Source organism: Streptomyces sp. R44, assembly GCF_041053105.1.
In the GTDB taxonomy this organism is placed as follows: domain Bacteria; phylum Actinomycetota; class Actinomycetes; order Streptomycetales; family Streptomycetaceae; genus Streptomyces.
In genome coordinates, this window is sequence record NZ_CP163444.1 from 7,026,744 (window position 1) to 7,041,094 (window position 14,351).

At 72.7% G+C, this 14,351-nt stretch carries 17 protein-coding genes and 1 pseudogene; 11 read left to right on the top strand and 7 right to left on the bottom strand.

Annotation, left to right across the window (positions count from 1 at the left end; all coding sequences use genetic code 11):
• Positions 1-23: 23 nt before the first annotated feature.
• Positions 24-491: a (4Fe-4S)-binding protein gene (locus AB5J54_RS32840; RefSeq protein WP_369147545.1), complete on the bottom strand. Its 468-nt coding sequence runs from the start codon at positions 489-491 to the stop codon at positions 24-26.
• A 76-nt stretch (positions 492-567) separates the two neighbouring features.
• Here AB5J54_RS32840 and AB5J54_RS32845 point away from each other — a divergent pair, with 76 nt between their 5' ends.
• Positions 568-1,653 (top strand): WD40/YVTN/BNR-like repeat-containing protein, encoded by a 1,086-nt coding sequence (locus tag AB5J54_RS32845; RefSeq protein ID WP_369147546.1) that lies wholly within the window; start codon positions 568-570, stop codon positions 1,651-1,653.
• Here AB5J54_RS32845 and AB5J54_RS32850 read toward each other — a convergent pair.
• A complete protein-coding gene (locus tag AB5J54_RS32850) occupies positions 1,650-1,949 on the bottom strand; it encodes a YciI family protein (RefSeq protein WP_369147547.1) in 300 nt (99 codons plus the stop codon). The genes AB5J54_RS32845 and AB5J54_RS32850 overlap by 4 nt on opposite strands.
• A 53-nt stretch (positions 1,950-2,002) precedes the next feature.
• A complete protein-coding gene (locus AB5J54_RS32855; RefSeq protein ID WP_369147548.1) occupies positions 2,003-2,374 on the bottom strand; it encodes a hypothetical protein in 372 nt (123 codons plus the stop codon).
• Positions 2,375-2,500: 126 nt separating this feature from the next.
• On the opposite strand from AB5J54_RS32855, the gene AB5J54_RS32860 reads away from it, so the two are divergent.
• The 5 genes from AB5J54_RS32860 to AB5J54_RS32880 all read left to right on the top strand — a co-directional run bounded on the left by AB5J54_RS32860 (position 2,501) and on the right by AB5J54_RS32880 (position 5,218).
• On the top strand, positions 2,501-3,196 hold the full coding sequence (locus AB5J54_RS32860; protein ID WP_369147549.1) for an endonuclease V: 696 nt from the start codon (positions 2,501-2,503) through the stop codon (positions 3,194-3,196).
• 49 nt (positions 3,197-3,245) lie between these two features.
• The gene (mmpA, locus tag AB5J54_RS32865) at positions 3,246-3,380 is read left to right on the top strand and encodes a morphogenic membrane protein MmpA (RefSeq protein ID WP_281192586.1); all 135 of its coding nucleotides are present in this window, start codon (positions 3,246-3,248) and stop codon (positions 3,378-3,380) included.
• On the top strand, positions 3,377-3,748 hold the full coding sequence (locus AB5J54_RS32870) for a VOC family protein (protein ID WP_369147550.1): 372 nt from the start codon (positions 3,377-3,379) through the stop codon (positions 3,746-3,748). The genes mmpA and AB5J54_RS32870 overlap by 4 nt, the downstream gene beginning before the upstream one ends.
• Positions 3,749-3,802: 54 nt before the next feature.
• Entirely contained in the window at positions 3,803-4,144 is a 342-nt protein-coding gene (locus AB5J54_RS32875) for a DUF6191 domain-containing protein (protein ID WP_369147551.1), read from the top strand.
• 120 nt (positions 4,145-4,264) lie between these two features.
• On the top strand, positions 4,265-5,218 hold the full coding sequence (locus AB5J54_RS32880) for an IS481 family transposase (protein ID WP_369147552.1): 954 nt from the start codon (positions 4,265-4,267) through the stop codon (positions 5,216-5,218).
• A gap of 89 nt (positions 5,219-5,307) precedes the next feature.
• On the opposite strand, the gene AB5J54_RS32885 is transcribed toward AB5J54_RS32880, so the two are convergent.
• Positions 5,308-6,495, bottom strand: coding sequence for a trans-acting enoyl reductase family protein (locus AB5J54_RS32885; RefSeq protein WP_369147553.1), 1,188 nt, complete (start codon positions 6,493-6,495; stop codon positions 5,308-5,310).
• A 199-nt stretch (positions 6,496-6,694) separates the two neighbouring features.
• On the opposite strand from AB5J54_RS32885, the gene AB5J54_RS32890 reads away from it, so the two are divergent.
• The 4 genes from AB5J54_RS32890 to AB5J54_RS32905 are packed head-to-tail and all read left to right on the top strand — an operon-like array spanning position 6,695 to position 12,463.
• On the top strand, positions 6,695-7,840 hold the full coding sequence (locus tag AB5J54_RS32890) for a CaiB/BaiF CoA transferase family protein (protein WP_369147554.1): 1,146 nt from the start codon (positions 6,695-6,697) through the stop codon (positions 7,838-7,840).
• Positions 7,837-8,988: an acyl-CoA dehydrogenase family protein gene (locus tag AB5J54_RS32895; RefSeq protein WP_369147555.1), complete on the top strand. Its 1,152-nt coding sequence runs from the start codon at positions 7,837-7,839 to the stop codon at positions 8,986-8,988. The genes AB5J54_RS32890 and AB5J54_RS32895 overlap by 4 nt, the downstream gene beginning before the upstream one ends.
• A 46-nt stretch (positions 8,989-9,034) precedes the next feature.
• Positions 9,035-10,249 (top strand): acetyl-CoA C-acetyltransferase, encoded by a 1,215-nt coding sequence (locus tag AB5J54_RS32900; RefSeq protein ID WP_369147556.1) that lies wholly within the window; start codon positions 9,035-9,037, stop codon positions 10,247-10,249.
• 39 nt (positions 10,250-10,288) lie between these two features.
• A complete protein-coding gene (locus AB5J54_RS32905) occupies positions 10,289-12,463 on the top strand; it encodes a 3-hydroxyacyl-CoA dehydrogenase NAD-binding domain-containing protein (RefSeq protein WP_369147558.1) in 2,175 nt (724 codons plus the stop codon).
• Here AB5J54_RS32905 and AB5J54_RS32910 read toward each other — a convergent pair.
• The 3 genes from AB5J54_RS32910 to AB5J54_RS32920 are packed head-to-tail and all read right to left on the bottom strand — an operon-like array spanning position 12,450 to position 14,009.
• The gene (locus AB5J54_RS32910; RefSeq protein ID WP_369147559.1) at positions 12,450-13,190 is read right to left on the bottom strand and encodes a MerR family transcriptional regulator; all 741 of its coding nucleotides are present in this window, start codon (positions 13,188-13,190) and stop codon (positions 12,450-12,452) included. The genes AB5J54_RS32905 and AB5J54_RS32910 overlap by 14 nt on opposite strands.
• Positions 13,191-13,245: 55 nt before the next feature.
• Positions 13,246-13,800, bottom strand: a complete 555-nt coding sequence (locus AB5J54_RS32915) for a Clp protease N-terminal domain-containing protein (protein ID WP_369147560.1) — start codon at positions 13,798-13,800, stop codon at positions 13,246-13,248.
• The gene (locus AB5J54_RS32920; RefSeq protein ID WP_116165222.1) at positions 13,800-14,009 is read right to left on the bottom strand and encodes an HTH domain-containing protein; all 210 of its coding nucleotides are present in this window, start codon (positions 14,007-14,009) and stop codon (positions 13,800-13,802) included. The genes AB5J54_RS32915 and AB5J54_RS32920 overlap by 1 nt, the downstream gene beginning before the upstream one ends.
• Positions 14,010-14,102: 93 nt before the next feature.
• Between AB5J54_RS32920 and AB5J54_RS32925 the strand changes: the two are divergent.
• Positions 14,103-14,344: pseudogene (locus AB5J54_RS32925) on the top strand (hypothetical protein).
• Positions 14,345-14,351 lie beyond the last annotated feature (7 nt).

A 14,351-nucleotide genomic window follows, 5' to 3' on the forward strand; every position in this document is an offset into this window, starting at 1 on the left:
CGTGTTCGTGGTGGGGGTGGGGGTCAGCGTTGTTCGGGGACGTCGTCGTCGTCCGGTTCCGCGCAGGGGCCCGAGTGGTCGCAGTACGGCTGGTTCCCCGAAGCGCCGCAGCCGCAGAGCATCACCCGGGTCTCGTGGCGGTCGCCGTGGGCGCCGGTCACGACCAGGTCGCCCCGGACCACCAGCTGGCCGGAGGGGGTGCGGTGCACCGTGGTGGGGGAGTCCGGGGGCTCGGGGACGGCGTCCTCGGGGCGGTGGTGGTACTGCAGCGCCCCGGAGGGGCAGCGCCGGACGACCTCCGCGACCCGGTCCGGTTCGGCGGCGTCGGGCAGCACCCACGGGCGCCGTGACACGTCGAAGACCTCCGGCAGGCCGTGAACGCACTCGGCCGCGTGCAGACAGCGGCGTGGCTCGAACGTGACGGTGATGCCCTCGCCCTCGTACTCCTTGAGGCGGGGCCGTTCCTCCGTCGTCCCTTCACCTTCCGTCATGCGACCCAGCCTAGGAACGACCGGCCCGGGACGCACCCTGGACGGGGAGCCGCCCGGGGCACTAGCTTCCGGCGCCATGACGTCCATGGGGAAGACGAGACGAATGATGTCGGTGGGGCTGATCGGGGCGGCGCTCGCGCTGACCCTGGCCGCCCCGGCGCGGGCCGGGGAGACCCCCACGGCAGCGGCCGGCTGGCAGCTGACACCGACCGGTACCGACGCCCGCTTCCGGGGCCTCGCGCCGGTCGACCGCAGGACCGCGTGGGCCGCGGGCTCGAAGGGCACGGTGCTGCGCACCACCGACGGCGGCCGCAGCTGGCGAAACGTATCGCCGGCCGGGGCGGGCGACCTGGAGTTCCGCGACGTCGAGGCCTTCGACGCCCGCCGGGCCGTCGTCCTCGCCATCGGGGAGGGCGAGGCCTCCCGGGTGCTGCGCACCGAGGACGGCGGCGCCACCTGGACCGAGTCCTTCCGCAACACCGACGCGCGGGCCTTCTACGACTGCATGACCTTCTTCGACCACCGGCACGGACTCGCCATGAGCGACCCTGTCGACGGCAAGTACCGGATCCTCTCCACCCGCGACGGCGGCCGCTCGTGGGAGGTGCTGCCGAGCGCCGGGATGCCGGACGCGCTCCCCGGCGAGGCCGGCTTCGCCGCGAGCGGCCAGTGCCTCGTGTCGGCCGGACCGCGCGACGTGTGGCTCGCGACGGGCGGCGGCGCCACCGCGCGCGTCCTCCACTCCGCGGACCGCGGACTGACCTGGACCGCGACGGAGACCCCGATCCCGGCCGGCGACCCGGCCCGCGGCGTCTTCGGGCTCGCCTTCCGCGACCGTGCCCACGGCATCGCCGTCGGCGGCGACTACCGCAAGGACCAGCCGTCCCCGCAGGCCGGAGCGGTCTCCGCCGACGGCGGCCGCAGCTGGCTCGCCTCGGCCACGCCGCCGCCCGCCTACCGTTCCGGCGTCGCCTGGCTCCCGCACAGCAGGACCGCCGCGCTCGCCGTCGGACCGACCGGCACCGATCTCACCACCGACGGCGGCCGCACCTGGCGCACGGTCGACACCGGCTCGTACGACACCGTCGACTGCACCCCGGACGGCTCCTGCTGGGCCTCGGGGGAGAAGGGCCGCATCGCCCGGCTGACCAACCACGACTAGGAGGGCGGCTGCTCCCGGTACGCGGCGATCCCGTCGGCCGTCTTGGTCGCGTAGAACTCCGTGATCCGGTACGCGCACACGCCCTCGACGCTGAACGGGTCGGCCGCCGCGATCCTCTCGATCTCCGCGCGGTCGACCCCGGCGGCCAGGATCACCCCGCCGTCCCGCGGGTTCTTCCGCCCCGACGCCAGGAACACGCCCTCGGCGTACTGCGCGTCCAGCCACTCGACGTGCGCGTCGAGCAGCGCGTCCACCCGCTCGACGGGCGCGGTGTAGGTCAATTCCAGTACGAACATGATCGCCAGGCTACCCGCCGCCGCCCCGGGCGCCCGGGGGGCCCGGGTCTCCCTCAGCGAAGACCGCGCTTCTCGCGTTCGGCCTCGACCAGCTCCTCCATGAGGGCCTCCGGGTCCACGGTGTACGCGGTGTCGTCGAGGGCGTCGTGGTCCCGGGTGCCCAGCGGCAGGCCGAGCGCGGCGAGGTCGGCGGCGAGCCGTCCGAACGCGTCGCGCTCGTCCTGGTGGCTCGCCCGATCGGCGGCGGCCCCCTCGGTCAGCGTGCGGCCGGCCATGGGCCAGAAGGTGAACTCGGTGTCCAGCTCTATGAGGCGCCAGGCCCGCTCCGAGGGTTCGTCGGGGTGCAGCCAGTAGCCGATCCACCCCTTTCCGCCCTTCGCCACGAGCTTGACGTGCCGGGCCATCTCCGCGGCCCCGGCGTTCACGGCCCGCATCTCCGGGTCCGCGCCGCCTCGACGTAACAGCGGTGTCCGACAAGGGGCCGGGCAGGCCGGTGACCGCGGGCCTCGCCGTGATGCGGGACCGGACGAGGTCCTAGGGTGGCCCGCATCATGACGATCATCGAGATTCCGGCGGGCTGGCCCGCAGACGAGGGCGCCGCACGGGCCGTCCAGCAGGAGCTGCGCGGGCGGCTCGTGCGCGACGAGGAGGGGCCCGCGGTCGGCGAGGGCCACGTCACCGGCCTCGACGTGGCCTACGACGACGAGCGGGACCTCGTCGCCGCCGCGGCCGTCGTGCTCGACGCGCGGACCCTGGACGTGGTGGAGGAGGCCACCGCGGTCGGCAGGGTCTCGTTCCCGTACGTCCCCGGGCTCCTCGCCTTCCGCGAGATCCCGACCGTGCTGGCCGCGCTCGACGCCCTCACCGCCGACCCGGGCCTCCTGGTCTGCGACGGGTACGGCCTCGCCCACCCCCGCCGCTTCGGGCTCGCCAGCCACCTCGGGGTGCTCACCGGACGGGCGTCCGTCGGCGTCGCCAAGAACCCCTTCACCTTCACCTACGAGCAGCCCGGCCCCGCGCGCGGCGACGCCGCCCCGCTCCTGGCCGGGGGCGAGGAGGTGGGCCGGGCCCTGCGGACCCAGGCCGGGGTGAAGCCGGTGTTCGTCTCGGTCGGCCACCGCGTCTCCCTCGCCAACGCCTGCGCGCACACCCTCCAGCTCTCGCCGCGCTACCGGATCCCGGAGACCACCCGGCGCGCCGACTCGCTCTGCCGCCGGGCACTCAAGGAGGCACTCGGGTCCGTCTGAGTACGCGTACGGATACCGGTCCGCCGCCCGGACCGGCAGAGTGGAGTTCATGACAACTCCCCTTTCCGCTCCGCCGCGTTCGACCGGGCGCGGCCTGACCCTGGTCCTCGCCACCGCCGGAGTGCTCGCCCTGGCCTGGACCTGCGCCATCCTGTACGTCCTCACCAGCTGGACGCTCGGGTGATCGGGCGGCTGCGGTGTGTCGTCCTCGACTGCCCCGATGCCCGCGAACTCGCCGAGTTCTACCGGATGTTGATCGGGGGCGAGGTCGAGAGCCCCGATCCCCGCTGGGCCGTCGGCGAAGGCTCCGCCGTCCTGTTGGGCGCGGACGGCCCGGTCCTCGCCTTCCAGGGCGTCGCCGACCACCGTCCGCCCGTGTGGGGCGCGCCCGAGCAGCAGTTCCTCCTCGACGTGCGGGTCGACGACCTGGCCGCCGCGCACGAGGCCGTCGTCGCCCTCGGAGCCGTACCGCTCGACGGGGAGACCGGCGAGGCCCTCTGGCGTGTGTACGCGGACCCGGCCGGCCACCCTTTCCGGCTCGTACGGCCCTGACCGCCGGGACCGGTGGCGAGGGAACGCCCTCGCGCCGCCGGCCGTTGGGCGGGCATGGTGATGATGGTCGGCCTGATGGTCATGGCGGTGGTCGTCCTGGTGCCGTTCCTGCTCGGCGCTGCCCGGCACGTGGTCCTGCGGACCGGCCGGCCCAGGTGGGTGCGGCGCCTCCTCGCCGCCCGCGCCAAGGACACCCCGACCGGTGCCGGCCTCACCGCCACCGACGAACTGCTCGCCTTCCTGAACGCGAACAAGCGCGTCCAGATCGAGCAGCGCGAGGAGGAGCGCCTGATCCGCCACGACGTCCAGGACGGCGCCCCGCCCCGTACCGGCGTCGACCTGGACGCGGGGACCGCCGTGATCCGGTCCGGCGGATCAGGTGCGGACGGGCGCTAGGTGTTCTGTCTTGGGAGGTTGTGGACGGGTGAGCCAGGTCTCGGTGGAGGGATCTTGAACAGGTGAGGGCCTTCCGGTTCGGTGTGGATTGCGACGTCTACACCTGACCGAAAGGCCCTCGTGCCCCACCGTAATGCACCCCTGACCGAGACCGGGCGCCTGCGTCTGGCCCGCTGTGTGGTTGAGGACGGCTGGCCGCTGCGGCGTGCCGCCGAACGCTTCCAGGTCTCACCGACCACAGCCCAGCGGTGGGCTGCCCGCTACCGCCACGACGGCGAAGCGGGCATGACCGACCGATCCTCACGCCCTCGTCACAGTCCCGGGCGGACCCCGACCCGCACCGAGCGGCGAATCATCAAGGTCCGTGTCCTGCGGCGCTGGGGCCCGGCCCGCATCGCCCACCACCTGCGACTGGTGCCCTCAACCGTGCACCGGGTCCTGACCCGGTTCGGGCTGGCCCGTCTGACCCATCTGGACCGTGCAACCGGCCGGAACATACGCCGCTACGAACGCGAGAAGCCCGGCGAACTGGTGCACGTGGACATCAAGAAGCTCGGCAACATCCCCGACGGCGGCGGCCACAGGGTGCTGGGCCGCCAGGCCGGCCGCAAGACCCGCAAGAACGCCGGCTACAGCTACATCCACACCGCCGTCGACGACCACTCCCGCCTCGCCTACAGCGAGATCCACACCGACGAGAAGAAGGAGACCGCCACCGCCTTCTGGCAGCGGGCCCACGCCTATTTCACCAGCGTCGGGATCACCGTGGAACGCGTCCTGACCGACAACGGCTCCTGCTACCGCTCCCGCGACTGGCGCGACAGCCTGACGGCAGCCGGGATCACCCACAAGCGAACCCGGCCCTACCGACCCCAGACCAACGGCAAGGTCGAACGCCTCAACCGCACCCTCCTCGACGAGTGGGCCTACGCCCGCCCCTACCACTCAGAGCAGCAACGACGCGACGCATTCCCCAGCTGGCTGCACACCTACAATCACCACCGCGGACACACCGCGCTCGCAGGCAAACCACCCGCCAGCCGCGTCCCCAACCTCACAGGGCAATACAGCTAGGGCCCGTCCGGAACGTCCCGCCCGGGCCGCGACGCCCGGCGCGGTCCCAAGGCCTGGCCTCTCTTTCGGAACAGGCTGAGGGGCAGGCGCTAGCCCCGGTGCGCCACCCGGAAGCGGATGCCCGCCGCCCGCAGGCGGGCCGTCAGGGCGTCGCCCATCGCGACCGCCGTCGTCACCTGGCCCGCCGTCTTCGGCAGGGGGTCGAAGGCGAGGCAGAGGGCCGACTCGGCGAGCATCCTCGCCGTCTCGTCGTAGCCCGGGTCGCCGCCCGAGACCTCGGTGAAGACCCGGCGTCCGCCGCCCTCGCCGACGAACCGGACCGAGAACCAGCTGCGGGCGCGCCGCTCGGCCGACGGGCCCTCGCCCGAGGAGTAACGCCCCATCAGCCAGGAGCGGACCGGCGGCAGTTGGGCCGCCGCGACGCCCGCGCCGACGACGGCGGCGCCCCCGAGGGCCATCGGGAGGGTCTTCACGGAGGCGTAGTGCCGGTAGCGGAAGTCCGGTCCGTAGCGTTCGAGGGCCGCCGCCGAGCGGGCCACCACCTGCGGGTCGAGCGTCGGCAGCGGCAGCGCCCAGGTGCCCGTCTCCCGGCTGAACCGGGGCCCGCCGAGCGGTGCGCGGGCCCGCCGGCCCACCAAGCGCGGTTCGTGCAGCCGCCGTTCGTGCGCGGCCCGCAGGATCTCCCGGCCCCGGCCGAACGCGGTCAGCGCCGAGGCGAAGGTGCCGCCGGAGAACGCGGCCCCGGCCCGGACGAAGCCGTCGACGCGCAGCGGTACGTCCTGCGGCAGCTGGCGGACGGTGAAGTAGACGCCCAGGTCGTGCGGGACGGAGTCGAAGCCGCAGGCGTGCACGATCCGGGCGCCGGTCTCGCGGGCCCGCGCGTCGTGCCGTACGAACATGAGGTCCACGAACTCGGACTCGCCCGTCAGGTCCAGATAGTCCGTGCCCGCCTCCGCGCAGGCCGCGACCAGACCCTCGCCGTACCAGACGTACGGGCCGACGGTCGTGGCCACCACCCGCGCGGATTCGGCGAGTTCGCGCAGCGCGCCGGGATCGGCCGAGTCGGCGACGACCAGCGGGAGGTCGGCGAGGTGCGGCCGGCCGGCGGCGAGCCGCTTCCGCAGGGCCTCCAGCTTGCCGAGGCTGCGTCCGGCGAGCGCCCAGCGGCACTCCGCCGGGGCGTGCTCCGCCAGGTACTCCGCGGTGAGCTCGCCCACGAAGCCGGTCGCCCCGAAGAGCACCACGTCGTACGGTCTGGCTCCGGTCTCGCGTCCCACGCCCGCCCCTGTCTCCATCAAGCCCCTCGTCTCGGCCGTACCGCGCCGCCGCGCGCGGTTGTCGTCGGCGGAGGATAGCGGAAGTCCGCCCCCGCGCATTTTCCAAGCGCTTGCTCGGCCGGGGGGCTTGTGCCGAGTGGAACACGTTCCTAGCATCTCCGGTGTTACATCATTGGTGTCACACACTCCTGGGGGCTCGATGAGCACGACGCACACCGCCCGCAACGGCCCGCTGACGGGCGTGCGCGTGGTCGAACTCGCCGGGATCGGCCCCGGCCCCTTCGCCGCCATGCTCCTCGCCGACCTCGGCGCCGACGTCGTCCGCGTCGACCGCCCCGGCGGCGCCGGCCTCGGCATCGACCCCGCCCGCGACCTCACCAACCGCAACAAGCGCTCCGTCCTCGTCGACCTCAAGGCCGAGGACGGCCCCGCCACCGTGCTCGACCTCGTCGAGCGGGCCGACATCCTGGTCGAGGGCTACCGGCCCGGCGTCGCCGAACGCCTCGGCGTCGGCCCCGAGGCCTGCCTCGCCCGCAACCCGCGCCTCGTCTACGGCCGGATGACCGGCTGGGGCCAGGACGGGCCGCTCGCCGCCACCGCGGGACACGACATCGGGTACATCGCGATCACCGGCGCCCTCGGCATGATCGGCCCCGACCCGGACGGCCCGCCGACGATCCCCGCCAACCTCGTCGGCGACTACGCGGGCGGCTCCCTCTACCTCGTCATCGGCGTCCTCGCCGCCCTCCAGCACGCCCGGACGCACGGCGAGGGCCAGGTCGTCGACGCCGCCATCGTCGACGGCACCGCACACCTCACCACCATGATCCACGGCATGCTCGCGGCCGGCGGCTGGCAGGACCGCCGGGGCGTGAACCTGCTCGACGGCGGCTGCCCCTTCTACGGCGTGTACGAGACCTCCGACGGCGGCCACATGGCGGTCGGCGCGCTGGAGGAGCAGTTCTACGCGGAGTTCGTCCGCCTCCTCGGCGTCGAGGACGTCGCCCCGGCCCGCCGTGACCTCGCCCGCTGGCCCGAGCTGCGCAAGGCCGTCGCCGACCGCTTCCGGAGCCGTACCCGCGAGGAGTGGACGGCCGTCTTCGAGGGGACGGACGCCTGCGTCGCTCCCGTCCTCTCCCTGCGCGAGGCACCGGCCCATCCGCACCTCGCCGCCCGCGCCACCTTCGCCGAGCGGGACGGGATCGCCCAGCCCGCCCCGGCGCCCCGTTTCTCCGTCACTCCCGGCACCCTCCGCACGGGCCCCGCCCTGCCCGGTGCCGACACCGCAGAGGTCGCCCGCGACTGGGCCGTACCCAGCCTGAAGACTCAGGAGCCCGAAGCATGAAGCGTCAGCTCTACACCGAGGACCACGAGGCCTTCCGGGCGGTCGTCCGCACCTTCCTGGAGAAGGAGGTGCTGCCTCACTACGCCCAGTGGGAGAAGGACGGCATCGTCTCCCGCGAGGCCTGGCTCGCCGCCGGCCGGCAGGGGCTCCTCGGGCTCGCCGTCGACGAGGAGCACGGCGGCGGCGGCAACCGCGACTTCCGGTACGCCTCCGTCCTCGCCGAGGAGTTCACCAGGGCGGCCGCCCCCGGACTCGCCATCGGCCTGCACAACGACATCATCGGCCCCTACCTCACCAAGCTCGCCACCGACGAGCAGCGCCGCCGCTGGCTGCCGGGCTTCTGCTCCGGCGAGATCATCACCGCCATCGCCATGACCGAGCCCGGCGCCGGCTCCGACCTCCAGGGCATCCGCACCACCGCCGAGGACCACGGCGACCACTGGATCCTCAACGGCTCCAAGACCTTCATCTCCAACGGCATCCTCGCCGACCTGGTGATCGTCGTCGCGAAGACCACCCCCGAGGGCGGCGCCCACGGCCTCTCCCTCCTCGTCGTCGAGCGCGGCATGGAGGGCTTCGAGCGCGGCCGCAACCTCGACAAGATCGGCCAGAAGTCCCAGGACACCGCCGAACTCTTCTTCACGGACGTCCGCGTCCCCAAGGAGAACCTGCTCGGCGAGCTCAACGGCGCCTTCGTCCACCTCATGACCAACCTCGCCCAGGAGCGCCTCGCCATCGCCGTCGCCGGCATCGCCGGGGCCGAGCACCTCCTGGAGCTCACGACGCGGTACGTGAAGGAGCGCGAGGCCTTCGGCCGGCCGCTCGCCAAGCTCCAGCACGTGCGGTTCGAGATCGCCGAGATGGCCACCGAGTGCGCCGTCACCCGCACCTTCGTGGACCGCTGCATCGCCGAGCACGCCGACCCGACCGGCCTCGGACTCGACCCCGTCAACGCCTCCATGGCCAAGTGGTGGGCGACCGAGCTCCAGAAGCGGGTCGCCGACCGCTGTCTGCAACTGCACGGCGGGTACGGCTACATGAGCGAATTCCCGGTCGCCCGTGCCTTCACCGACGGCCGGATCCAGACCATCTACGGCGGGACGACCGAGATCATGAAGGAGATCATCGGCCGCTCCCTCCTCGGCTGACCCCGTCCCGCACCCCTCGAAGAACCCTCATCGCGAAAGGCTTTCCGTGAGCACCGAAGCGTACGTGTACGACGCGATCCGCACTCCGCGCGGACGCGGCAAGGCCAACGGCTCCCTGCACGGCACCAAGCCCATCGACCTGGTCGTCGGTCTCATCCGGGAGATCCAGGCCCGCCACCCCGGACTCGACCCGGCCGCCATCGACGACATCGTCCTCGGCGTCGTCGGCCCGGTCGGCGACCAGGGCTCGGACATCGCCCGCATCGCCGCCATCGCCGCCGGACTCCCCGACACCGTCGCCGGCGTCCAGGAGAACCGCTTCTGCGCCTCCGGCCTCGAAGCGGTCAACATGGCCGCCATGAAGGTCCGCTCCGGCTGGGAGGACCTCGTCCTCGCCGGCGGCGTCGAGTCCATGTCCCGCGTCCCGATGGCCTCCGACGGCGGCGCCTGGTTCGCCGACCCGATGACCAACCTGGCGACCAACTTCGTCCCCCAGGGCATCGGCGCCGACCTCATCGCCACCATCGAGGGCTTCAGCCGCCGCGACGTCGACGAGTACGCCGCCCTCTCCCAGGAGCGCGCGGCCGCCGCCGTCAAGGACGGCCGCTTCGCCCGCTCGATCGTCCCCGTCAAGGACCGCGCCGGACTCACCGTCCTCGACCACGACGAGTTCCTGCGCCCCGGCACCACCGCCGACACCCTCGCCCGCCTCAAGCCCTCCTTCAAGGACATCGGCGAGCTCGGCGGCTTCGACGCGGTCGCCCTGCAGAAGTACCACTGGGTCGAGGAGATCGACCACGTCCACCACGCGGGCAACTCCTCCGGCATCGTCGACGGCGCCTCCCTCGTCGCCATCGGCTCCAAGGAGGTCGGCGAGCGGTACGGGCTCACGCCCCGCGCCCGGATCGTCTCGGCCGCCGTCTCCGGCTCCGAGCCGACCATCATGCTCACCGGCCCGGCCCCCGCCACCCGCAAGGCCCTCGCCAAGGCCGGCCTCACCATCGACGACATCGACCTGGTCGAGATCAACGAGGCCTTCGCCGCCGTCGTCCTCCGCTTCGTCAAGGACATGGGCATCTCCCTGGACAAGGTCAACGTCAACGGCGGCGCCATCGCCCTCGGCCACCCGCTCGGCGCCACCGGCGCGATGATCCTCGGCACCCTCGTCGACGAGCTGGAGCGGCAGGACAAGCGCTACGGCCTCGCCACCCTCTGCGTGGGCGGCGGCATGGGCATCGCCACCGTCGTCGAGCGCGTCTGACCGTCCCGTCCGCACCCCTCTTACGGAGAAGCAGCAGTCATGAGCGAGAGCACCACCATCCGCTGGGAGCAGGACGAGACCGGGATCGTCACCCTCGTCCTCGACGACCCCAACCAGTCCGCCAACACGATGAACCAGGCCTTCCGGGCCTCGATCAAGGCGATCGCCGACCGCGTGGAGGCCGAGAAGGACTCCATCCGCGGCATCATCTACACCTCCGCGAAGAAGACCTTCTTCGCCGGCGGCGACCTCAAGGACATGATCAAGGCGGGCCCCGAGCACGCCCAGGACATCTTCGACAGCGCCATCGAGATCAAGAATGCGCTGCGCCGGATCGAGACCCTCGGCAAGCCCGTCGTCGCCGCGATCAACGGCGCCGCGCTCGGCGGCGGCTACGAGATCGCCCTCGCCTCCCACCACCGCGTCGCCCTCGACGCCCCCGGCTCCAAGATCGGCCTGCCCGAGGTCACCCTCGGCCTGCTGCCGGGCGGGGGCGGCGTCGCCCGCACCGTCCGCCTCATGGGCATCACCGACGCCCTCCTCAAGGTGCTGCTGCAGGGCACCCAGTACGCCCCGAAGCGCGCCCTGGAGAACGGCCTCGTGCACGAGGTGGCCGCCACCGCCGAGGAGATGATGGCCAAGGCCATCGCCTTCATCGACGCGCACCCCGAGTCCCACCAGCCCTGGGACGTCCCGGGCTACAGGATCCCCGGCGGCACCCCGTCGAACCCGAAGTTCGCCGCCAACCTGCCCGCGTTCCCGGCCAACCTGCGCAAGCAGCTGAACGGCGCGCCCTACCCGGCGCCGAAGGCCATCATGGCCGCAGCCGTCGAGGGCTCACAGGTCGACTTCGAGACCGCGATCACCATCGAGTCCCGCTACTTCACCGAGCTGGTCATCGGCCAGACCGCGAAGAACATGATCCAGGCGTTCTTCTTCGACCTCCAGGCGGTGAACTCGGGCGCGAGCCGCCCGAAGGGCGTGGAGAAGAAGCAGGTCCGCAAGGTCGCCGTCCTCGGCGCCGGCATGATGGGCGCCGGCATCGCGTACTCCTGCGCCCGCGCCGGCATCGAGGTCGTCCTCAAGGACGTCTCCGCCGAGTCCGCCGCGAAGGGCAAGGCGTACTCCGAGAAGCTCTGCGCCAAGGCCGTCTCCCGCGGCCGTACGACGCAGGAGAAGGCCGACGCCCTGCTCGCCCGCATCACGCCCACCGCCGAGGTGGCGGACCTGGCCGGCTGCGACGCGGTCATCGAGGCGGTCTTCGAGGACACGGCTCTCAAGCACAAGGTCTTCCAGGAGATCCAGCACGTCGTCGCCCCCGACGCCCTGCTCTGCTCCAACACCTCGACCCTGCCGATCTCCGTCCTCGCCGAGGGCGTCGAGCGCCAGGCCGACTTCATCGGCCTGCACTTCTTCTCGCCCGTCGACAAGATGCCGCTCGTCGAGATCATCAGGGGCGAGCGGACCGGCGACGAGGCGCTGGCCCGCGCGTTCGACCTGGTCCGCCAGATCAACAAGACGCCGATCGTCGTCAACGACTCGCGCGGCTTCTTCACCTCCCGGGTGATCGGCCACTTCATCAACGAGGGCGTCGCCATGGTCGGCGAGGGCATCGAGCCCGCCTCGATCGAGCAGGCCGCCGCCCAGGCCGGCTACCCGGCGAAGGTCCTCTCCCTCATGGACGAGCTGACCCTCACCCTCCCGCGCAAGATCCGCAACGAGACGAAGAAGGCGGTCGAGGAGGAGGGCGGCACCTGGGTCACGCACCCGGGCGAGTCCGTCATCGACCGCATGGTCGACGAGTTCGGCCGCCCCGGCCGCAGCGGCGGCGCGGGCTTCTACGAGTACGGCGAGGACGGCAGGCGCGGCAAGCTCTGGCCGGGGCTGCGCGAGCACTTCACCAAGCCCGGGTACGAGATCCCGTTCCGCGACATGCAGGAGCGGATGCTGTTCTCCGAGGCCCTGGACACCGTCCGGCTCCTGGAGGAGGGCGTCCTCACCTCGGTCGCCGACGCCAACATCGGCTCCATCATGGGCATCGGCTTCCCGGCCTGGACCGGCGGCATCCTGCAGTACATCAACGGCTACGAGGGCGGGGTCGCCGGCTTCGTGGCCCGCGCGCGCGAGCTGGCGGAGACGTACGGCGAGCGGTTCGCCCCGCCGGCCCTCCTGGTGGAGAAGGCCGACCGGGGCGAGACCTTCACCGACTCCTGAAGGCCGTCCGCAGCTCCTCGCTCAGCGAGCGCTGAAAAGCGGTGAGGAGGGCCTGGACCACCATCGGCTGCATGTGCGCCGAGAGCGACTTCATCGCGCTCAGGTGGTCCGGGTCCTCCCCGCTCTCCCGGTACGGGCTCCACACCTCGTCCCGGAAGAGCCGGGAGAGCTCCTGGGCGGCCGCGCGCGCGTGCTCCAGGAGCACCGTCCGGGAGGCGAGGATCGTCTCGTGCTCGATCGGCACGTCGAGCAGCTCGACCCCGAGCCGCAGCAGCGCCCCGTCGAGCCGGTACGTGTCGGCCTCGTCGGTCCGGTCGAGCACGCCCATCGCGGCCAGCCGGTCCACGTCCCGCTCGGCCAGCGCCCGCCCGGCCCGCCGCTCCAGCTCGCGCAGGGTGATCGTCTCCGCGGACTCGGGCGCCCAGGAGGCCACGAGGGCCCGGTGGATCGCGAGGTCCTGCGCGCTGAGATCGGCCGGCAACTGCTCCAGATACCGCTCGATCGCGGCCAGCGTCATCCCCTGCCGCTGCAACTCCTCGATGAGCGCGAGCCGCGACAGATGGCCGGCGTCGTAGCGCCCGACCCGCCGCGGCCCGATGACGGGCGGCGGCAGCAGCCCCCGGGTCCCGTAGAACCGCACGGTCCGCACCGTGACCCCCGCCCGAGCGGCCAGCTCGTCCACGGTGTAGCCGGGCACCAGGTCCTCGTCGCTCGCGTCGTCCTCCATGGTTCAACAGTATTGCTGTCTCACCATCGCTGTAAAAGACCTTGGCGGGTCCGGATCAGCAGGGCGTGGGGGAGGACAGGGCCGTGTCGACGGAGGCGTAGGTGACGCCGTGGTCGGCCAGCGCCTCGGCGACGACGCCGCCGAGGACGGTGAGGGCGAGCAGGAGGTGCTCGTCGCCGATCTCGCGGTCCTTGCGGGCCAGGGCCAGGCGGAGCGACTTCTCCAGGACGGTCTTCGCCTCGCGGGAGAAGCCGAGGCGGCCCGACCACCACCCGCTGTCCTTGCGGTCGCCGGCCAGCGCGCCCGCGCCGTGGCTCTCCTCGACGCGCTCGACGATCGCGCCGACGTCGATGCCGAGGCCGGCCAGGGCCTCCGCGTCCGCCCGGGACAGTCCGGCCCGGCGCCGCGCGTCCGAGAGCGCGGAGACCAGGGACGGGCGGCGCTCCGGCGGGCACAGCCGGCCGAGCACCGCCGCCGCGCGGGTGTCCTCGCGGTCGAGCAGGGCCAGGAGCAGGTGCTCCGGGGTGACGGCGGCCGCGCCGCCGCGCTCCGCGTACGCGGCCGCCCCCCTCACCGTGGCGCGCGCGGCCTTCGTGAACCGTTCGAACATCACTGCCTCCCGTACTTCTTGTGGACGGCCTGCCGGCTGACACCCAGCTCGGTCGCGATCTCCTGCCACGACCATCCGTGGTTGCGCGCGCTGCGCACCTGGACGGCCTCCAGCTGTTCCAGCAGTCGCCGCAGTGCGGAGACGGCCCGCAGTCCGACCCGGGGGTCGCGGTCGCCGGCCCGTGCGGCGAGATCGGTCGCATCGGTCATGCTGTCAATGTAGGTTGACGCCGGGAGGGATGTCAACCCTGGTTGACATCCGGTGTGCGGCCCCCTGTCAGTGCCGCCTCCTACGGTGATCCCATGACCGTGATCGAGTACGTACGAGGGGACGCCACCGCACCCCGGGGCAAGGGCGTCCGGATCGTCGCCCACGTCTGCGACGACCTGGTGCGGACAAGGCCGTCGAGCTGGGGGCCTCGGTCCACAGGCCCCGGATCGGCTGCGGACTCGCGGGCGGCAGGTGGGACCGGGTGGAGCCGTCGGTCCGGGAGCGGCTGACGGCGCGGGGGATACCGGTCACCGTGTACGACTTCGGTGGGTAACGGGCGC